This is a genomic window from Sanguibacter suarezii NBRC 16159, from assembly GCF_001552735.1.
Lineage (GTDB): Bacteria > Actinomycetota > Actinomycetes > Actinomycetales > Cellulomonadaceae > Sanguibacter > Sanguibacter suarezii.
Genome location: NZ_BCRT01000011.1, coordinates 133,655 through 152,743 on the forward strand (window position 1 = coordinate 133,655; position 19,089 = coordinate 152,743).

General features: G+C 70.4%; 21 protein-coding genes. 14 read left to right on the top strand and 7 right to left on the bottom strand.

Annotated features, from left to right (window positions below; genetic code table 11):
* Window positions 1-71: 71 nt before the first annotated feature.
* Window positions 72-1,286 (bottom strand): amidohydrolase family protein, encoded by a 1,215-nt coding sequence (locus SS2_RS07740; RefSeq protein WP_066462730.1) that lies wholly within the window; start codon window positions 1,284-1,286, stop codon window positions 72-74.
* A gap of 229 nt (window positions 1,287-1,515) precedes the next feature.
* Here SS2_RS07740 and SS2_RS07745 point away from each other — a divergent pair, with 229 nt between their 5' ends.
* The 4 genes from SS2_RS07745 (at window position 1,516) to SS2_RS07760 (ending at window position 5,664) form a co-directional block, all read left to right on the top strand.
* Entirely contained in the window at window positions 1,516-2,517 is a 1,002-nt protein-coding gene (locus SS2_RS07745; RefSeq protein ID WP_066462731.1) for a carbohydrate ABC transporter permease, read from the top strand.
* Complete coding sequence (locus SS2_RS07750) at window positions 2,517-3,443, top strand: carbohydrate ABC transporter permease (RefSeq protein ID WP_066462733.1); 927 nt, start codon at window positions 2,517-2,519, stop codon at window positions 3,441-3,443. The genes SS2_RS07745 and SS2_RS07750 overlap by 1 nt, the downstream gene beginning before the upstream one ends.
* Window positions 3,444-3,532: 89 nt before the next feature.
* Window positions 3,533-4,915, top strand: a complete 1,383-nt coding sequence (locus SS2_RS07755; protein WP_066462736.1) for an ABC transporter substrate-binding protein — start codon at window positions 3,533-3,535, stop codon at window positions 4,913-4,915.
* A complete protein-coding gene (locus SS2_RS07760) occupies window positions 4,912-5,664 on the top strand; it encodes a glycerophosphodiester phosphodiesterase (protein ID WP_245643437.1) in 753 nt (250 codons plus the stop codon). Before SS2_RS07755 ends, SS2_RS07760 begins: the two co-directional genes overlap by 4 nt.
* A gap of 11 nt (window positions 5,665-5,675) precedes the next feature.
* Here SS2_RS07760 and SS2_RS07765 read toward each other — a convergent pair whose 3' ends face one another.
* Window positions 5,676-6,491: a shikimate 5-dehydrogenase gene (locus SS2_RS07765; protein WP_245643438.1), complete on the bottom strand. Its 816-nt coding sequence runs from the start codon at window positions 6,489-6,491 to the stop codon at window positions 5,676-5,678.
* A 94-nt stretch (window positions 6,492-6,585) separates the two neighbouring features.
* Here SS2_RS07765 and SS2_RS07770 point away from each other — a divergent pair, with 94 nt between their 5' ends.
* From SS2_RS07770 to SS2_RS07780, 3 genes are read left to right on the top strand one after another with little or no spacing between them, the layout of a single operon-like run.
* Window positions 6,586-7,737 carry a type III polyketide synthase gene (locus tag SS2_RS07770; protein WP_066462739.1) on the top strand — a complete coding sequence of 384 codons (1,152 nt, stop codon included), beginning with the start codon at window positions 6,586-6,588 and terminating at the stop codon, window positions 7,735-7,737.
* Window positions 7,734-8,489, top strand: coding sequence for a class I SAM-dependent methyltransferase (locus SS2_RS07775; RefSeq protein WP_066462741.1), 756 nt, complete (start codon window positions 7,734-7,736; stop codon window positions 8,487-8,489). Before SS2_RS07770 ends, SS2_RS07775 begins: the two co-directional genes overlap by 4 nt.
* Entirely contained in the window at window positions 8,482-9,699 is a 1,218-nt protein-coding gene (locus tag SS2_RS07780) for an FAD-dependent oxidoreductase (protein WP_066462742.1), read from the top strand. Before SS2_RS07775 ends, SS2_RS07780 begins: the two co-directional genes overlap by 8 nt.
* A gap of 59 nt (window positions 9,700-9,758) precedes the next feature.
* Here the strand turns inward: SS2_RS07780 and SS2_RS07785 are convergent, their stop codons facing one another.
* Entirely contained in the window at window positions 9,759-10,613 is an 855-nt protein-coding gene (locus SS2_RS07785) for a UbiA family prenyltransferase (RefSeq protein ID WP_066462744.1), read from the bottom strand.
* 89 nt (window positions 10,614-10,702) lie between these two features.
* Complete coding sequence (locus tag SS2_RS07790) at window positions 10,703-12,466, bottom strand: BCCT family transporter (protein WP_083941949.1); 1,764 nt, start codon at window positions 12,464-12,466, stop codon at window positions 10,703-10,705.
* A gap of 101 nt (window positions 12,467-12,567) precedes the next feature.
* Between SS2_RS07790 and SS2_RS07795 the strand changes: the two genes are divergently transcribed.
* From SS2_RS07795 to crcB, 3 genes are read left to right on the top strand one after another with little or no spacing between them, the layout of a single operon-like run.
* Window positions 12,568-13,017 (top strand): universal stress protein, encoded by a 450-nt coding sequence (locus SS2_RS07795; RefSeq protein ID WP_083941951.1) that lies wholly within the window; start codon window positions 12,568-12,570, stop codon window positions 13,015-13,017.
* On the top strand, window positions 13,014-13,433 hold the full coding sequence (locus SS2_RS07800; protein ID WP_245643439.1) for a fluoride efflux transporter FluC: 420 nt from the start codon (window positions 13,014-13,016) through the stop codon (window positions 13,431-13,433). The genes SS2_RS07795 and SS2_RS07800 overlap by 4 nt, the downstream gene beginning before the upstream one ends.
* On the top strand, window positions 13,430-13,807 hold the full coding sequence (crcB, locus tag SS2_RS07805) for a fluoride efflux transporter CrcB (RefSeq protein ID WP_066462749.1): 378 nt from the start codon (window positions 13,430-13,432) through the stop codon (window positions 13,805-13,807). Before SS2_RS07800 ends, crcB begins: the two co-directional genes overlap by 4 nt.
* Before the next feature lie 4 nt (window positions 13,808-13,811).
* Here crcB and SS2_RS18130 read toward each other — a convergent pair whose 3' ends face one another.
* Entirely contained in the window at window positions 13,812-14,012 is a 201-nt protein-coding gene (locus SS2_RS18130) for an urea transporter (protein ID WP_281178676.1), read from the bottom strand.
* Window positions 13,940-14,608, bottom strand: coding sequence for an urea transporter (locus tag SS2_RS17945; protein ID WP_369405204.1), 669 nt, complete (start codon window positions 14,606-14,608; stop codon window positions 13,940-13,942). Before SS2_RS17945 ends, SS2_RS18130 begins: the two co-directional genes overlap by 73 nt.
* On the opposite strand from SS2_RS17945, the gene SS2_RS07815 reads away from it, so the two are divergent.
* The 4 genes from SS2_RS07815 to SS2_RS07830 all read left to right on the top strand — a co-directional run bounded on the left by SS2_RS07815 (window position 14,583) and on the right by SS2_RS07830 (window position 18,430).
* A complete protein-coding gene (locus tag SS2_RS07815) occupies window positions 14,583-14,792 on the top strand; it encodes a hypothetical protein (RefSeq protein WP_157607240.1) in 210 nt (69 codons plus the stop codon). The genes SS2_RS17945 and SS2_RS07815 overlap by 26 nt on opposite strands.
* Before the next feature lie 14 nt (window positions 14,793-14,806).
* The gene (locus SS2_RS07820) at window positions 14,807-15,340 is read left to right on the top strand and encodes a hypothetical protein (protein ID WP_157607241.1); all 534 of its coding nucleotides are present in this window, start codon (window positions 14,807-14,809) and stop codon (window positions 15,338-15,340) included.
* A 122-nt stretch (window positions 15,341-15,462) separates the two neighbouring features.
* Window positions 15,463-15,876, top strand: a complete 414-nt coding sequence (locus tag SS2_RS07825; RefSeq protein ID WP_066462760.1) for a VOC family protein — start codon at window positions 15,463-15,465, stop codon at window positions 15,874-15,876.
* 79 nt (window positions 15,877-15,955) lie between these two features.
* Window positions 15,956-18,430 carry a glycogen/starch/alpha-glucan phosphorylase gene (locus SS2_RS07830; RefSeq protein WP_066462793.1) on the top strand — a complete coding sequence of 825 codons (2,475 nt, stop codon included), beginning with the start codon at window positions 15,956-15,958 and terminating at the stop codon, window positions 18,428-18,430.
* Window position 18,431: 1 nt separating this feature from the next.
* Here SS2_RS07830 and SS2_RS07835 read toward each other — a convergent pair.
* Window positions 18,432-19,089, bottom strand: a 658-nt coding sequence (locus tag SS2_RS07835) for an ATP-dependent helicase C-terminal domain-containing protein (RefSeq protein ID WP_281178675.1), incomplete at its 5' end; no start/stop codon positions are given.

A 19,089-nucleotide genomic window follows, 5' to 3' on the forward strand; every position in this document is an offset into this window, starting at 1 on the left:
GCAATGTCTCGTATCATGAGACGTGCGTCTCAAAAGTGTATCCGTGCAGATCAGAGTTGCTTTTGTGCTGGTCAGCGGACCGCCCGGCCACCCTGGAAGACACTGACCACCACGTCCGGACGGGCAAAGATGCTCGTGTCGCTCGGGTCGGCCCCCAGCAGCACCGCGTCGAAGACCTCACCAACCTCGAGCAGCCCCGATCCCGTCCCGAGCAGCCGGGCTCCGTTGCGGGTCGCTGCGAGCAGCGCCTCCCGCGGCCCCAGCCCGGCGCGAGCCAGGTGGTCGATCTCGACGAGGTTGCGTCCGTGCTGCGCGCTCGTGCCGAAGTCGCTGCCGAGCGCGACCGCCATCCCTGCCTCGTGGGCGGTCCGCACGGCCGCCGGGTGAGCGGCGACCACGCGGGCCGCGCGCTCCCCCGCCGCCGGCGGCAGCTCGCCCCGCTCGGCCATCTGCGCCACCTCGGCGTAGATGGCCAGGGTGGGGACGAGCACCGTGCCGCGCGCTGCGCCGGCGGCGGCCTGCTCGGTGGTGAGGAAGATCCCGTGCTCGATGGATGCGGCGCCCGCCTCGATCGCGTCGGTGATCGCCGGTCCGCCCCAGGCGTGGACCATGACCCGGACGCCACGGCGGCGTGCCTCGTCCACGGCCGCGACGATCTGGTCCCGGGTGAACGCTGACTCCAGCTCGCTGCCCGCGGGTGCCATGACGCCCCCGGTGGCCATGAGCTTGATCCAGTCAGCACCGCGGCCAGCGAGGTCGCTGACCCGCCGGCGCAGGTCATCAGCATCTTCCCCCGGCTCGGCGGTGAGGATCTCGACGGCGACGGTCAGCCGCGGCCCGGCGAGCACACCGTCCGCGACCTCGTCCCGCAGCCGGGCCTCGGCTCCCCCGGCGTCGCGGGCGCGGGTCACCCCGGCAGCCACCGTCGCTGCCAGCCCCGGAGCCACCTGTGCCCGACGCCGCGCCCAGGCAGCCTCCTGGGCCGCCACCGGTGCGCCTGGGCCGTCCGCGTCGTCGTGGCCGTGCGCGTCGTCGTCGTGCAGGAAGGTGGTCCACCCCAGGTGCGTGTGACAGTCGACGACGCCGGGGATCATCCACATGTCTTGCGCCTCCACGATGACCGGTCCGCCGGGCCGGGTCTCACCGTGGGTCGTGTCGTGGCCGCGGTCCACCCGGGTGATCCGCCCACCGGTGACCTCGATGCGGGCCGGGGAGAACGCCCCCTCGCTCGTCATGACCTGGGCACCGCGGACGACGAGGTCCGCCGCCGCGGGGAGAGTGCTCATGGTCGGGGAGACTACCAGCGCCGATCCCGCCGCAGCGCAAACGCCCGGGGGCCTTCCGGCAACGTCCCGCAGACGCGCAGACGACCGCCCGGCGACGCCCAGACGGCGCACAGGCACCGGCGGTGAACACCCCAGGAACAGTCGTCGAACGCTGCCCGAAACACCCGGTCATGGCCCCGGGACGTCCATATGGTTGCCGCGTTGACCCGCTCACGACTGGAGTCCCCAGATGACCACCGCGGCCACGGACGTGCTCGCCCGGCCTCCCCGCCCGTCCTCCACCCCCGGGTCCCCCGGCTCCCCCGCCACCTCGCCGCCTGCGTCACCGTCGCTGCCGGCTCCGCGGCGTCGGCGGTCCCGCCCCCGGTGGAGGACCTACCTCACCTTCCTCCTGCTCGCCGGCCCCAACGTCGCCCTGCTCGTCGTCTTCGTCTACAAGCCCCTGCTGCAGAGCTTCCAGTACTCGACCCTGCAGTGGAACATCGGCTCTCCCAGCGCCCGGCCTGTCGGGCTGGGCAACTACGTCGACTGGTTCACCGACCCGCGCACCCCCCAGGTGCTCACCACGACGGCGATCTTCACCGTGGCCACGGTCGGCGGCTCCCTGCTCATCGGCCTCGGCCTGGCGCTGCTGCTCAACCGCAGGCTCGCCGGACGCGGGGCAGCCCGCACGATCGTCTTCGCCCCGTACGTGCTGTCCGGCATCGCCGTCGGCATCCTCTGGCTGTTCATCTTCGACCCGCGCTACGGCCTCGTGTCCACCGTGCTGGGATGGCTGGGGCTCAGCTCACCGGACTGGTACAACGACTCGCCCTGGGCGCTGGCCATGATCATCGTCGTCTACCTGTGGAAGAACGTCGGCTACGTCGCGCTCATCTACCTCGCCGGGCTGCAGGCCGTCCCGCAGGAGCTGCGCGACGCCGCGGCCCTGGACGGGGCCGGGCCGGGCCGCACGCTGCGCTCGGTGGTCCTCCCGCTCCTCGGCCCCACGACCTTCTTCCTGTCGGTGACCTCTCTGCTCAGCTCGCTGCAGTCCTTCGACATCATCCACGCGATGACCCAGGGCGGACCGCTCGCCGGCACCACCACCCTCATGTACCAGATCTACCAGGAGAGCTTCGTCTCCGGCCGCGCGGGGTATGCCTCGGCCGTCGCCACGCTCCTCTTCGTCATCTTGGCTGTCATCACGGTCGCCCACCTCAAGCTCGTGGAACGGAAGGTGCACTACTGATGAGCCTCGACCTCTCCACCGACCACCCAGCCGGACTCGCCACTGCGTCCGCACCCGCCACGCCCACCGCACCCGCGCAACCCACCGACAGGTGGGCAGCCCGGCGACGGCTCGGAGCGGACGCGGCGTCCTACCTGACGATGATCGCCGCGGTGGCGGTCATGTCCGTCCCGCTGCTGTGGATGCTCGTGGCCAGCTTCAAGCAGCCCAGCGAGCTGTACTCCCTGCCCCTGCAGTGGCTCCCGGCCAGCGCCGACCCGGCCAACTACGCCCAGGTCGCGACCACCCTGCCGATCGGGCGGCTCTTCCTCAACAGCCTCGGTCTCACCGTCGTCGGCGCCGGGCTGAAGATGCTGCTCGGGCTGTGCTGCGCCTACGCCCTCGTCTTCGTGGAGTTCCCTGCCAAGAAGGCGATCTTCACGCTGGTGATCTTCGCTCTGCTCATCCCGGCCCAGATCACGATCATCCCGAACTACACCCTCGTGGCCTCCCTGGGCTGGCTCAACACCTACCAGGGGATCCTCGTGCCCGGGCTGGCCAGCGCCTTCGGCACCTTCTTGTTCCGCCAGCACTTCCTCACCCTGCCGGCGTCCATCCTCGAGGCGGCCCAGCTCGACGGGGCCGGGCACTGGCGGCGGCTGTGGGGCTTCGTCGTGCCCATGTCCCTGCCGACCATCGCCGCCGTCGGGCTCGTCTCCATGGTCGCGGAGTGGAACGACTACCTGTGGCCCTTCCTCGTCATCGACGACGCCGAGCTCATGACGCTGCCGCTGGGCCTGACCCTGCTGCAGAACGTCGACGGGATGACCAACTGGGGCGTGCTCATGGCCGCCACGGTCCTGGTCACCGCACCGATCCTGGCGGTCTTCCTCATCCTGCAGCGCCGCCTCGTGGCCGGCCTCACCGCGGGTGCCGTCACCGGCTGACGATCCCGCTCCACCGGCTCTCCCGCCCTTCCTGTCCTCCTGCCTAGCTCACCTCCCACCAGCACCACCACACCCAAGGAGCACCTCTCGTGCCTGCATCCCCCACCCCGTCCTCGTCCGCCGGCGCGTGGCAGCCCTCGCGCCGCAGCGTCCTGCAGCTCAGCGGCCTCGGAGCCCTGGGCCTGACCCTCGCCGCGTGCAGCGGCCCCTCCGTCACGCAGGACACCGCCCGCGCGGACTCCACCACCACGACGGACTGGTCCACCATCACCCCGGCGAGCGAGATCACCTGGTGGTCCAACCACCCCGGTGCCTCCAAGGCGATCGAGGAGGAGCTCATCGCGCGCTTCACCGCCGTCCACCCGGAGATCTCGGTCAAGCTCGTCACTGCGGGCGCCAACTACGACGAGGTCGCCCAGCGCTTCCAGGCCGCGTCCTCCACCTCGTCCCTGCCCGACCTCGTCATCTCGAGCGACGTGTGGTGGTTCCGGTACTTCCTCAACGGCCAGATCATGGCCCTCGACGACGTCTTCACCCACCTCGGGGTGGACACCTCCGACTTCAACTCCACGCTGTACTCCGACTACGAGTTCGACTCCCTGCACTGGGCGGCTCCCTACGCCCGGTCCACCCCGCTCTTCTACTACAACCGTGACCTGTGGGCCGCCGCGGGGCTGCCCGACCGCGGCCCCCAGACGTGGGCCGAGCTGGGCGAGTGGGCACCCCGCCTCGCCGCTGTGCTCCCGGCCGACGGCGCGCCGCTCGGCCTGGACACCGGCACGAGCTGGGCCGGGTGGTGGATGGAGAACATCATCTGGGGCCACGGCGGCGCCTACTCCGACGACTGGACCGTCACCCTGGACACCCCCGAGGCCGAGGCGGCCGGCGAGCTCGTGCGCGCCATGTTCAACGACACGTCGGTCGCCGGGCTGTCCGCAGACACCAGCGCGGACTTCGCCGCCGGGATCTTCGGGTCCATGGTCGGCTCGACCGGTTCGCTCGCGGGCCTGCTCGAGGCGGCGACCTTCTCCCTCGGCACGAGCTTCCTCCCCGACGGGCCCGCCGGCTCGGGGGTGCCCACCGGCGGCACCGGTCTGGCCATCCCGGCGTCGCGGACCCCGGAGCAGCAGCTGGCTGCGGCGATGTTCCTCGCCTTCATCACCGACACCGACAACACCGCCTACTTCTCCCAGAACACCGGGTACGTGCCGGTGCGCACCTCCGCGCAGGAGGGTGAGATCATGACGGAGATCTACCAGACCACCCCGCAGTTCCGTACCGCGATCGACCAGCTCGAGACGAAGACCCGCACCCAGGACTGGGTCCGTGTGTTCGTCCCGGGCGGTGACCAGATCATCACCGAGGGGATCGAGCAGATGGTGCTCCAGAACGTCCCGGCCGCGACCGCCTGGGCCTCGATCACCCCGCGCCTGCAGAAGGCCTTCCAGGAGAACGTGGAGCCGTACCTGTGACCCCTGCCTCGACGATCCCGCGGATCATCGCGCACCGCGGCAACTCCAGCGTCGCCCCCCAGAACACCCTCGCCGCCCTCGAGGCGGCGTGGCGGGCCGGTGCGGACAGCATCGAGATCGATCTCCAGCTCAGCGCTGACGGCGCGGCGGTGGTCATCCACGACGAGACCGTCGACGCGACCACCAACGGCTCCGGGGCGGTGGACGACCTCGACCTGGCCGAGCTACGCCGCCTCGATGCGGGCAGCTGGTTCTCCGCTGCCTACGCCGGTCAGCGGATCCCGACCTTCGCCGAGGCCATCGCCTTCCTCGAGGCCCGGCGCGGCGTGGACCTGCTCCTCGAGCTCAAGGGCGACTGGCCCGTCGACGCCGCACGCGGCGTCGTCGACCTCATCCGCACGGCCGGCCTGGACAGCCGGGTGGTCCTGCAGAGCTTCTCCCCGGCCACGGTCGCGGTCCTCGCGGCCGTGGCCCCCGGGCTGCGCCGGGGCCTGCTCGTCGGGGAGGCGGGCGAGGACCTGCTGGGGCTGTGCACCGAGCTCGGTGTCATGGCCTGCAACCCTCACGGCGAGCTGCTGCGCGCCCACCCCGGCCTGCTCGCCACGCTGCACGGGGCGGGCCTGCAAGTCATGGTGTGGACGGCCAACGAACCGGAGCAGTGGGCCGCGCTCACCGCCGCAGGCGTGGACGCGATCATCACCGACCGTCCGGATGCGCTGCGCGGATGGTTGTCAGCCCACTCCACCTGAGGCAGCGCGTCTCACGCCCGGGAGAACTCCGAGGCCCGTGCCACCTGCTCGGGCGTGGGACGCACGCCGGTGTAGAGGGCGAACTGCTCGGCGGCCTGCAGCGCGATGACCTCGGCGCCGGTGATGACGGGCCGCCCGGCCGCCTGGGCGGCGCGGATCAGCGGCGTCTGGGACGGGAAGGCGACGACGTCGAACACGACGCGGGCAGCGGAGATCGCAGCGTCGTCGAAGGCCTGCACCTGCGCCTGGTCCGAGCCGGTCATCCCGATCGGGGTGACGTTGACCAGCAGGTCAGCCGTCGTCGAGCCGGTCTCGCGCTGCCAGGAGTAGCCAGCCAGGTCCGCGAGCGCCCGTCCGGTGACCTCGTTGCGGGCGACGACGGTGCCGCGGGTGAAGCCGGCGTCGCGCAGGGCGGCGACGACGGCCTTGGCCATCCCTCCGCTGCCGCGCGCGAGGACGGAGCTCGTGGGGTCGACGTCGTGGGTGGCCAGGAGGGCAGCGACGGCGGAGTAGTCGGTGTTGTAGGCGGTGAGGACGCCGTCGTCGTTGACGATGGTGTTGACGGAGTCGATCGCCAGGGCGGAGGCGTCCATGTGGTCGACGAGGGCGATGACGTCTTCCTTGTAGGGCATGGAGACGGAGGCGCCGCGGATTCCCAGGCCGCGGACCCCGGTGAGGGCGTCAGTGATCGAGGTGGGTGCGAAGGCCTTGTAGACGTAGGGCAGGCCCAGCTCGTCGTAGAGGTAGTTGTGGAAGCGGGTGCCGATGTTGGAGGGACGGGCGGCCAGGGAGATGCACAGGGTCATGTCTTTGTCGAGAATCGGCACGGCGTGGTCCTCTGGGTCGGGGGGCGGGCTGACCATCGTGCCACGGGGGTGTGTGCGCACGGGCAGGCTGCGCACACCGGCGTTACAGTGACGAATGGTCATCAGCATCCGTTCGATCGAGACCGCAGTGCCCGGCGTCGAGGTGAAGCAGGGTGAGGTCCGCGATCTGTTCCTCGCTCAGCCTGGGCGCAGCCGGCTGGCGCAGCGGCTCATCACCTCTGCCTTCGACTCCTCTGCCATCGACACCCGGCACACGGTGGTCGACGAGCTGTCCGGGTCCCGCGCGGCGGTGCCCCCGGGGGGCACACCGGTGTTCTACGACGCCGAGGCCGGTCTGGTCCTGGACCCGAGCACGGGGACGCGCAACGCGCTGTACGCCGAGCGGTCCCCCGAGCTCGTGGTGACGGCCGCGCGGCGGGCGCTGGAGGCTGCGGACGGGATCGAGGCCTCGGACGTCACGCACGTGGTGACCGTCTCGTGCACGGGCTTCTACGCCCCGGGTCCGGACTTCGCGCTCGTGCGTGACCTGGGGCTCTCCCCCCGGACGCAGCGCTATCACCTGGGGTTCATGGGTTGCTACGCGGCCTTCCCCGCGTTGCGGGCGGCGCGTGACTTCTGCCGCAGCGACGCCGGTGCGGTGGTGCTCGTGGTGTGCGTGGAGCTGTGCTCGGTGCACCTGCAGGCCAGTGACGACCCGGACACCATCGTGGCGTCCTCGGTGTTCTCCGACGGGGCTGCGGCGGCGGTGGTCTCGGGGCGGGAGACGGCCAGCGGCGCGGGTGGCGGCGGCGTCGTGCTGGACCTGGACGCCTTCGACACGACCCTCACCCCGGTGGGTGAGGGTGACATGGCGTGGACCATCGGTGATCACGGTTTCGAGATGGTGCTGAGCCGGTATGTGCCGGCGATCATCGGGGAGCACATTCACGGTGCGCTCGCTCCGTTGCTGGGTGGTGACGCCTCGCTGGTCGGTCAGCCGGCGGCCGCAGTGGACCTGTGGGCGGTGCATCCGGGGGGTCGGTCGATCCTGGACAAGGTCCAGCACGCCCTGTCTCTGTCCGACGCCCAGCTGGAGCCGTCGCGCAGCACGTTGGCCGAGCACGGGAACATGTCGAGCGCGACGGTGCTGTTCGTGCTGCAGCGGTTGCTCCGTGCGGGCGCGACGGCACCGCAGCGGGTGTGCGCCATGGCCTTCGGTCCGGGGCTGACGGTCGAGTCCGCCCTGCTGACCCTGCGTCCGGCATGACGGCTGTGGCGCGAGAGCGGCGCGGGCTGGCCCGCCCGTTGGCTCATCGGGAGACCCAGGCGCGCGAGCTCATGGACGACCCGGAGTGCAACCTCACGGCTCTCGAACGTACGTACACCCACTTCCGGGTGGTCAACGCTCTGGTGTCCGGGTGGCGGCGGGTCTACACCGCCCGGATGCGTCCCCTCCTCTCCCCCGACCGGACCACCTCCGTGCTGGACATCGGGTGCGGCGGTGGCGACGTGCCCCGTGCCTTCGCGCGGTGGGCAGCCCGGGACGGGCTGGCGCTGGAGATCACCGCGATCGACCCTGACCCCCGAGCCGCGGCCTTCACCGCTGCGCAGCCCCCGGTGCCGGGACTGGCCTTCGAACGCACCACGAGCTCGGAGCTGGTCGACGCCGGGGCTCGCTTCGACATCGTGACCTCCAACCATCTCCTCCATCACCTGGAACCGGGCGAGCGGGACGCCCTGCTCGCCGACAGCCAGGTCCTGGCGCGGACCGTGGCGGTGCACAACGACATCGCCCGCAGCGCGGTGGCCTACGGCGCCTACCACCTGGGGACCTTGCCCTGGCTGCGCAGGACCGACGACGCGACGTTCATCCACGACGACGGCCTGCTCTCCATCCGGCGCAGCTATCGCCCGGGCGAGCTGGCAGCGGTGGTCCCACCCGGCTGGCGCGTGGAGCGTCAGTTCCCCTACCGGTTGCTGCTCGTGCACGAGGGCAGGACGGGAGGCGCACATGCGTGACGTGCTCATCGTCGGTGGCGGTCCGGTGGGGCTCTTCCTCGGCGTGCTGCTCGCTGACGCAGGGCTGGACGTCGCCGTCTGGGAGCGGCGCACCGAGCCCACCGGGTCCTCCCGGGCCATCGGTGTCCATGCCCCTGCGCTGCACGCCCTGGAGGCCACGGGGCTGACCACCTCGCTGCTGGACGCCGCGGTGCTCGTGCGGTGCGGCGTGGCCCGCAGCCGCGGGGAGGTGCTCGGGGAGGTGTCCTTCGCCGGGGCCGACCCGCGCTATCCCTTCGTCGCGGCCGTGCCCCAGTCCGTCACCGAGGCGCTGCTGCTCGACCGCCTGCACCAGCTCGCTCCCACGGCACTGGTGCCCGGGGTACAGCTGGGCGAGCTGCGAGCGCTCGACGGGACGCCCGGAGCACCCGGGGCCCTGCCGAGCGCGCTGCACGCCGTCGGCCATGCGAGCGTGTCGACGCAGCGGACAGGGGCGGTCGCGGTGCCCTCCACGCAGCTCGTGGAAGAGACCGCCCGCTTCGTGGTCGGAGCGGACGGAGCCCGCAGCACGGTGCGCTCGCTCCTGGGCATCACGGCGGTCCCCCACCGCTACCCCGACACCTACGTCATGGGCGACTTCGCCGACTCCACCGGCGCCGGCAGCGACGCGGAGGTCTATCTCGAGCCCGACGGCGTGGTCGAGTCCTTCCCGTTGCCGGGGCTGCGCAGGCGGTTCGTGGCACGCACCTCCTCCCGGATGGTCGACCCGCGCCCCGAGCGGCTGGCCCAGCTCGTGGCGCATCGCACCGGGCTGCATCCGGACCCCGCGACCTGCACCATGATCAGCGCCTTCACCGTCCAGCGGCGCCTGGCCGAGCAGATGGTCGCCGGGCGCGCGGTGCTCGTGGGGGACGCCGCCCACGAGATCAGCCCGATCGGTGGTCAGGGGATGACGCTCGGCTGGCTCGACGCCGCGGCCTTCGCCCCCGTCCTGGTCCGCGCCGTGCGCACCCCCCAGCCCGACGACGCGCTGCGCACCGCGCTGGCCGCCGTGGCACGCACCCGGGCCGCGAGCGCCCGTCGCGCCGCCCGGCAGGCCCAGGTGAACATGGCGCTGGGGCGTCCCCGGCGCGGTGTGTCCCTCGCGGTGCGCGACCTCGCCCTGCGTGCAGCGCTGGCCACGCCGGTCCGAGGCGGTCTCGCGGCGGCGTACTCGATGCGGTGGTCCTGACCACGCGGCGATGCTGCCCCACTGTGACCGGCGGTGACCAGCGGTGAGCGGCGCAGACCTTACCCGGCCACCAGGGCCGTGCCGCTCGCTGCGAGCTGAGCCGCGAGCAGGAGCGAGGCCATGATGATGAGCTGGAAGAGCAGCCGTCCTGGTGGGCGGGTGAGCACGAGGGCGGCGCCCCACACGGCGATGGACACCGCCGCCAGCACCCCCACGATCGCGAGCAACGGCGGCGACGAGGCGGACCCGGCGACCAGTCCGGGGCCGACGAGCACCACGACCGATGCCAATGCCAGGGCGGCGAAGGCGACGAGGCCGGAGACCCGGCGTCCGGCGCGGTGGGGCAGCCCGGAGACCCCGGTGCGGGCATCGTCGTCGAGGTCGGGCAGGACGTTGGTGAAGTGGATGGCCACGCCCAGCACGGCGCCGGCGAGCATGGCCCACGGCGCGGGGGGTGTCGGGTCAGGCAGGGCGAAGGTGACCACGGCGGGCAGCAGCCCGAAGCTCACGATGAACGGGACCACGGACCACCGGGTGCGTTTGAGGCCCGCGTTGTAGCTCCACCCCGACGCCACGAGCACCACGTGCACCACCCCGGCAGCCAGGCCGAGGGCGAAGGAGAGCACCACCGTCGCCGCGGCGGCGACCAGGGCCGCGGTACGGACGACCGCGACGTCGATCTCCCCGGTGGCCACCGGCTTGTCGGTCCGCCCCACCGCTGCGTCGCGCCCCGCGTCGATCCAGTCGTTGGACCACCCGATGGACAGCTGACCGGCGAGGAAGGCCAGGCCGAGCAGCACCAGAGTGCTCCCGGGCAGCCCGACTCCCACGCCCAGCACCAAGGAGAGCGCGGTGACGGCCGCCGTCGGCCCCGGGTGGGCCGCCAGCACCAGCGTCGTCACAGGAGAGGTCACGAGCCCACCCTAGGGCCGGTCCCCCTCCGCGCGCCCGACGACGACCCGATCTGCTCCCGGCTACCCTGGCGCGCAAGGCACAACGCGTCTCACGAGCCCCCTGATCCCCCGGGGTCGTCGTCGGTGGGACCGGTCGGTGGCTTGCGTCTGCCGTGGGAGATCCCCGTGCCCAAGCCCGGCGGGCGATGGTGGGGGCGTGGGTGGGGATGGTCACCGTGCCGGCGGTGAATGCCGAGGATGTCCTCCAGAGGCGACCCGTCCTGGCGTTCGACCGGCGCCTCGACCTCCAGGCCGTAGTAGTCGCCGATATGGTCGCGGAAGGTCGCCCGGCGGGCGCGCTCGTAGGCGCGGTCCTCGCGGGAGAAGGCCAGCACCGTCGACCAGCACATGAGGAGCATGACGACGGAGAAGGGCAGCGCGATGATGATCGCTGCGGTCTTGAGCGCGTTGAGCCCGCCTGCCAGCAGCAGCGCGATGGCCAGCAGCGAGGTGAAGCACGCGAAGGTCACCCGGATCCATGTCTTGGGTTCCACCTGCCCGCCGGTCGCGATGATCCCCATGACCAACGCACCGGAGTCGGCCGAGGTGACGAAGAAGATCCCGATGAGCAGGATGGCTCCGATGGTCAGGGCTGTCCCCCCGGGCAGCTGCTCCAGCAGGAGGAAGAGCGCGCCCTCGATGTCGACCACCCCGCCTGCGCCCACCAGCCCGCCCTGGCCGAACAGCTCGGAGTACAGTGCCATGCCGCCGATGACGGAGAACCACAGGAAGGTCATGAGCGTCGGGACGAGCAGCACTCCCACGACGAACTGGCGCACGGTGCGCCCCCGGGAGATGCGGGCGATGAAGATCCCGACGAAGGGCGCCCAGGAGATCCACCAGCCCCAGTAGAACGTCGTCCATGTCGCCTGCCACATCTCACCGGCAGCCCCCTGGAAGGCGCTGACGTCGAAGGTCAGCCCGACGAAGCCCTGCAGGTAGTTCCCCACGTTCTCCACGAAGCCCCGCAGCAGGAACTGTGTGGGCCCCATGACCAGCACGAGGACCAGCAGCGCCGTGGCGAGCATGAGGTTGAAGTTGGACAGCCACTTCATGCCTCGGCCCACCCCGGAGACCACCGAGAACAGCACGACCGCGGTGATGATGATGATGAGCACCACGCTGACCGTGGTCGAGGCGGTGAGGTACCCCGCCGCCTCGAGGCCAGCGCTGATCTGCAGCACCCCGAGCCCCAGCGACGTCGCCACCCCGAACAGCGTCCCCACGAGGGCGACGATGTCGATGAGGTCGCCCCAGCGGCCCCGGACCTGGCGTCCGAGCAGCGGCTCCAAGGCCCAGCGGATCGAGATGGGCCGCCCCCGACGGTGGATGGCGTAGGCGAGGGCCAGCCCGATGACCACATAGATCGCCCACGGATGGACCCCCCAGTGCAGGAAGGTCTGCGCCATGCCGGCCTGGGCGAGCTCGACCTGCGTCCCGGTGGTCCCGGGCTTGGGCTGAGCAAGGTGGCTCAGCGGCTCACCCACCCCGTAGAAGACCAGGCCGATGCCCATCCCGGCGGCGAAGAGCAGCGAGAACCAGGACAGGAGCGAGAACTCCGGGGTGTCCTCGTCCTTGCCGAGCTTGATGTCCCCGTACCGGCTGAAGCCCATCCACAGGCAGAAGATCACGAAGAAGGCCGTGATGAGGACGTAGTACCAGTTGAAGTTCGTCACGATGGAGCTCTGGATCGTGTCGAAGGCTGACTCCGCCGTCCGCGGGAAGGCCATCGCGAAGGTCACGAAGAGAGCCACGATCACCGCGGCGGGCCAGAAGACCCGTCGGCTCACCGCTGGCTGCCGTGTTCGACTCATACGTTCCAGGCTAGGCACTTCTGGTCCCCGTGCGCGACGAGTACGAACTGTCTCGCGCGGCATCGTTGCGATGCGCCCGTCCGGGACCTACGCTCTGGACCATGGTCGAACCGTCACTCCCACAGGGCCCGCCCGTCGTGGTCGGTGTGACACCCGGCCAGCCGGCGTCCGTCGTCGAACAGGCCGCTCGCTGCGCACAGGCCTTCGGCTCCGAACTCATCTGCGCCCACGTCCGAGGCCCCGCGAGCGCATCCGAGCCTACTGACGACGAGCTCGTCACCCACCTCGCCCAGACGTTGGTCGAGGATGGTGTCACCTGGTCCACGCGTGTCCTCACCGGTGACATCGCTGTGGCTCTGGGCCAGTTCGCGAACTCCGTCGACGCCGCGATGATCGTCGTGGGCACGCATGAACGCATCTTCAGCACCAGCGTGCAGGAGTTCTTCCATCGCTCCATCGCCGTGCAACTGGCCCACCGCCAGCAGCGACCTGTCCTGGTCGTCCCAGCTCGTGTGCCGAGCATGCCGTCATCATCACATCTAGCCTCGTGACGCGCCCTCCGCACAAGAGCTGGGCACCCATCCTCCTGGTGTCCAGCGGAGGCGCCCTAGGCACCGCAGCACGGGAAGGGGTGTTCTTGGCCGTCCCGGACCTCAGCGAGATCCCTGTCGCCATCGCCCTCGTCAACGTCGTGGGGGCATTCCTCCTGGGGTACCTCTATGAGGCGGTGACGCGCCAGGCACCGACCACTCCGAGGGGGACGTCCCTCAAGCTGCTGCTTGGCACCGGGTTCTGCGGTGGCTTCACGACGTACAGCTCGTTGGCCACCGCGATTGCCATTCTCCTGACTGCCGACCGGCCCATGGTCGCAGCATTGTTCGCCCTCGGCATGGTTGTTGGTGGCGCGTGCGCGACGCTCGCCGGACTTGTGACGGCTGTACTGCACTCACGTGTGGTCACGCGATGACACCTGGGCTCTTCCTTGTTCTGTCCTTGGCCGGAGGTGCGGGCGCCGCTACGCGGTTCTGGGCCGACGGAGTCATCCGCTCCCGCCTGACGTCCGCCGTGCCGTGGGCGACGATGATCATCAACGCCACCGGTTCGCTGCTGATGGGTCTGCTCATCGGCCTCACCGCGACCTCCGGCGTCCCCGGGGGGCTCTCGCTCGTTCTGGGCACCGGATTCCTTGGCGGCTACACCACCTTCTCCACGGCGAGCTACGAGACTGTGCAGCTCCTCAGGCAGGAACGGTACGCTGCCGCCGTTGCATCGGGCGTCGGCGCGCTCTTGGTCTGTGTGGCCCTCGCCGGGCTGGGGCTGTGGCTCGGGAGCCAGCTCTGACGACTCAGCTCTCCACCCGGCGCAGGTTCGGGACGAGGTAGACGATCACGGGCATGACACAGGTGGTGAGGATGTACGGCCATGTGTACACCGGACCGGAGACGTGGTGCATCCACACCGTCACCAGCGCGGTCACCGCGGACCCGACGACGGCCAGCGCCCACGGCTCCCAGGTCGCCTTGACGAAGACGACCGCGAGCGCGATGGCGGCACCCTGGAGTAGCCCTCCAGGCCGTTGCTGGTCCCGGTGAGGTCCTCGCCGAGGGCGAAGTGGCACAGGCTGCCCACCACGCTGCCCAGCAGGGCCGCGGCCCCCACCGTCCAGCGGGCCAGGAAGAGCCCGAGCAGGATGAGGGCCTCGGACCACACGCTGTTGATGAGGACGACCTCGGAGACCTTGGTGAGGATCGGCAGGTTGATCGGCTTGAGCGGGTCGCGGGAGAAGAGCGAGATGATCGTCACGGAGACCTGTGCGATCAGTGCCGCCGCGACCACCGTGATGGGATAAGCCTCCCACTGGGAGCCGAGGGCGGTGTAGACCGCCGCACCCACCAGCGTGCCGCGGAAGCCCTGTAGACCGGCCTGGATGTCGGAGCGCGCGACGCCGAGCAGGTAGCCGGTGAGCGTCGAGCTCAGGTCTCCCCGTCGATGATGGCGGTCACGGGCTCGGGGTCCCCTGTCGCAGGGTCCACCGTTCCTCGACCTTGGACGGCTGAACCGCCGCTGGCGTCCGACGGCCTTGCGCCAGGTGACGGGCCTGCAGACCGTGACGTCCGTGGTGACGTTGGTCGGTGGGACGATCCTGGGCTACGGGCTCATCCACTACGGCAGCATGCACGGGGACAACTTCGTCTACTCCGGCGTGCACGCGGGCCTCTTCGCCGCCCTGTACTTCTCCGCCGCCCAGCTCGCCGCGGTCGGCACCTCCCAGCTCACGCCGAACACCGAGGTGCTGAGCGCGCGCTGTCCATCGCCGAGTCGCTGATCGGGGTGGTCCTGGTGTCGCTCATCCTGACGTTCCTCTTCGGGGTCTACGACGTCATCAGCTCCCTGCGCTCGCTGTGCTCGCAGTTCTACTCCTCCGAGCGCGGCGCAGGCGAGCCATCTCCAGCATGGAGCCGTTCTTCCCGCAGGGGCAGCCCACGGGCCTGGACGGTCACCCGCAGGAGCGTCGTCACTCTCCTAGGGGCGCTCTCCGGGTCGACGGCGGACTCCCTGCGCAGGATGAACGGCGCGGACGTCCCGGTGGCGACCCTGCGGGCGCGTGGTCTGGCCGTCAACCGGGAGCTGAAGAAGGTGACGGGAACAGCCGGGCCTCTTCGCCGCGCCTCCGGCGCGATGGAGCTGGGCGGCATCCCTGGACGCCTCGCCGTCGACAGCGACGTCCTCGACGACCCCACGCTCCCTCAGCCCACCCAACGGGTGCTGCACCAGCTCGAGAAGCTCAACGAGACGATCCTGCTCATGCTGGACGACCTCGTCCCCGGAGGAGTCATCGAGGCCGGCCAGAGCGAGCAGTCCGTCGCCGTCTGACCACCCTCACCGCGCACCGAGGCGGTGCAGCGGTCGATAATCGAAGAAGCCCATCGAAGAACCCCATCGAGCCACACCCATCGACACCCATCGACACCCATCGACGACGAGGCGGTCCCAGCATGGTCACCCAGCTCAACCCCTACCTGAGCTTCCGCAACACCGCACGGCAGGCGATCGAGTTCTACCACTCCGTGTTCGGCGGAGAGCTGACCATCAGCACCTTCGCCGAGTTCCACGCGAGCGAGGACCCCTCCGAGGCGGAGAAGGTCATGCACGCCATGATCACCTCCCCGGAGGGTCTCACCCTCATGGCTGCCGACACGCCGAACTCGATGGACTACACCCCGGGGAACAACTACTCGGTCTCCCTCAGCGGCGACGACGAGGCCGAGCTGCGCGGCTACTGGGACAAGCTCGTCGACGGCGGGGTCCCCGTCATGCCGCTCGAGCAGGCCCCCTGGGGCGACACCTTCGGGATGTGCACCGACCGGTTCGGGACCAGCTGGCTCGTCAACATCTACGGCCGGGCCTGAGCGGGGCCGGGATGTCCACGCGAGACCTGCGAGGTCACAGTCCTATGTCCGTCCGTTCTCACGAGGTAGCGTGGTCCGTGTGACCACTACCTCATCGGAGACGCCCCGTTCCACCCTGACCGTCTCGTCCTTCGCGGACGAGTTCTTGCGCCAGCTCCGCTACGAGCAGGGCGTGAGCATCGCCATCGCCACGAAGGAGAACCTCTACCGGGCGCTGGCAGGCACAGTGCGTGGCTACATGATCGACAACTGGTTGGAGACCCTGCGCACCCAGCGGGCCTCGGAGGCCAAGGTCGTCGCATACCTCTCGGCGGAATACCTGCTCGGCCCCCAGCTGGAGAACGCGCTGCTGGCCACCGGCCTCGAGCCGATCGCCCGTGAGGCGCTGACCAGCCTGGGCCTCGACCTGGACGACCTCGAAGGCGTAGAGATCGAGCCAGGCCTGGGCAACGGCGGCCTCGGCCGTCTCGCCGCCTGCTTCATCGACTCCCTCGCGACGCTGGACATCCCCGCCGTGGGATACGGCATCCGCTACGAGTACGGCATCTTCCGCCAGACCTTCGTCGACGGCCGCCAGGTCGAGCAGCCGGACACATGGCTCTCGCACGGCTCGCCGTGGGAGTTCCCGCACCCCGAGATGGCCGTCGAGGTGGGCTTCGGCGGGTACACCGAGCAGCTGACCGACGAGACCGGACGCAGCCACATCCGGTGGGTCCCGTCCGAGAGCGTCTCGGCCGTGCCGTACAACTACATGGTCCCCGGCTACGGCACCCACAACGTCAACACGTTGCGCCTGTGGAGCGCCAAGGCCACGAACGCCTTCGACCTGCAGATCTTCAACTCCGGTGACTACGAGGCCGCGGTGCGTGCACAGACCGTCGCGGAGAACATCTCCAAGGTCCTCTACCCCGAGGACTCCACCCCGCAGGGCAAGGAGCTGCGCCTCAAGCAGCAGTACTTCTTCGTCGCCGCGTCCATCGCCGACTTCCTCGCCCAGCAGGTGGGCGACGACGTCCCCCTGACCACCCTGCCGGACCGGGTCACCTTCCAGCTCAACGACACCCACCCGGTCATCGCCATCCCGGAGCTCATGCGCGTCCTCGTCGACGAGCGGGGCCTGGCCTGGGACGTGGCGTGGGACGTCACCCGCCGGGTCTTCAACTACACCTGCCACACCCTGCTGCCCGAGGCGCTGGAGGTGTGGTCGGTCGAGCTGCTCGGTCGGCTGCTGCCCCGTCACCTGGAGATCATCTACCGGATCAACGAGCAGTTCCTCACCGACGTGCGCGCGGCCTTCCCCGGTGACGAGCTCCGGGCCCGTCGCATGTCGATCGTCCAGGAGCAGCCCGAGCGTGCCGTGCGGATGGCCTACCTGGCCACCGTCGGCAGCTCCAAGGTCAACGGCGTCGCCGCGCTGCACTCGGAGCTGCTGCGGGACAAGGTGCTCAACGACTTCTCCGGCTACTGGCCCGAGAAGTTCACGAACGTCACCAACGGCGTCACCCCGCGCCGCTTCATCCGGCTGAGCAACCCCGGCCTCTCCGAGCTCATCGACGCTGCCATCGGCACCGGGTGGGTCAACGACCTCGAGCGTCTGCGCGAGCTGGAGCCCTTCGCCGAGGACTCCTCCTTCCGGGCGGCCTTCCGCTCCGTCAAGGCCGAGAACAAGCAGCGCTTCGTCGACCTCATCGCCACCCGCGACGGGATCGAGCTGCCCTCGGACGCGCTCTTCGACGTCATGGTCAAGCGGCTGCACGAGTACAAGCGCCAGATGCTCAAGCTCCTGCACGTGATCACCACCTACGACCGGGTGCTCAAGGGTGAGCTGCGCGCGGCGGACCTCACCCCGCGTGTGGTCACCTTCGGCGCAAAGGCAGCCCCCGGCTACCGGATGGCCAAGGAGATCATCGCCCTGATCAATGCCGTGGCACGGGTGGTCAACACCGCCCCGGAGCTCGAAGGGCACCTGCGGGTCGCCTTCCCGGCGAACTACAACGTGACCCTCGCCGAGAAGCTCATCCCCGCGGCTGACCTCTCCGAGCAGATCTCCCTCGCCGGCAAGGAGGCCTCCGGCACCGGGAACATGAAGTTCGCCCTCAACGGTGCGCTGACCATCGGCACCCTGGACGGCGCGAACGTCGAGATCTACGACCTCGTCGGCGCGGACAACTTCTTCCTCTTCGGGCTCACCGAGCCTGAGGTGCAGGCGATCTCCGACGCCGGGTACCACCCCGGGTCCTACTACGAGTCCAACCCGGCGCTGCGCGGGGCGATCGACCTCATCGCCTCGGGTACGTTCTCGCACGGGGACCGCACGACCTTCCAGATGATCGTCTCCGACCTGCTCGACAAGGACCGGTTCATGGTCCTGGCCGACTACCAGGCGTACATCGAGGCCCAGGAGACGGTCGACCTGGCCTACGCCGACCAGGAGGCCTGGTCCCGGTCAGCGATCCTCAACGTCGCCCGGACCGGGTTCTTCAGCTCGGACCGGTCGATCCACGACTACCTCGACCGCATCTGGCACGCCTCACCGGTGCCGGTGGTCAAGTAGGTCAGCCGGCGAGCGGGTCCTGCGGCCAGGCGTGCTTGGGGTAACGCCCACGCAGCTCCGCACGGACCTGCGGGTACCCGGTCCTCCAGAAGGAGGCCAGGTCAGCCGTGACGGCCGCCGGGCGGCGGGCCGGGGACAGCAGGTGCAGCAGCAGCGGCACCCGCCCCCCGGCCAGCCGCGGTGTGGCCGTCCACCCGAAGGCCTCCTGGACCTTGAGCGCCAGGACCGGCTGGTCCCCGGAGTAGTCGACATGGTGGCGCGCCCCGCTCGGGAGCGTCACCCGCTCGGGCGCCATCTCGTCGAGACGCCCGGCGACCTCCCACGGCACGAGCCGGCGCAGCGCCGCGAGGACGTCGATGCGCTGCAGGTCACGTGCGGTGCGGATCCGACCCAGATCGGGGCCGAGCCAGCGGTCGACGTCGCCGAGCAGCGCCTCGTCGCTCACGTCAGGCCAGGGCTCGCCGCACGCCCGGTGCACGAAGGCCAACCTGGCCCGCAGCTCGCGGGCGCTCTCCCGCCAGGGCAGCAGGTCGAGACCGTCGCGCTCGAGGCCGGTGCGGACGGCGGCGACCACCTGGTCGCGCGGCGGGTCGGTCAGCGCCGTGGAGCTCAGCTCGATGGCCCCCAGCCCGATGGTGCGGCGGGCCACGACCCGGCCG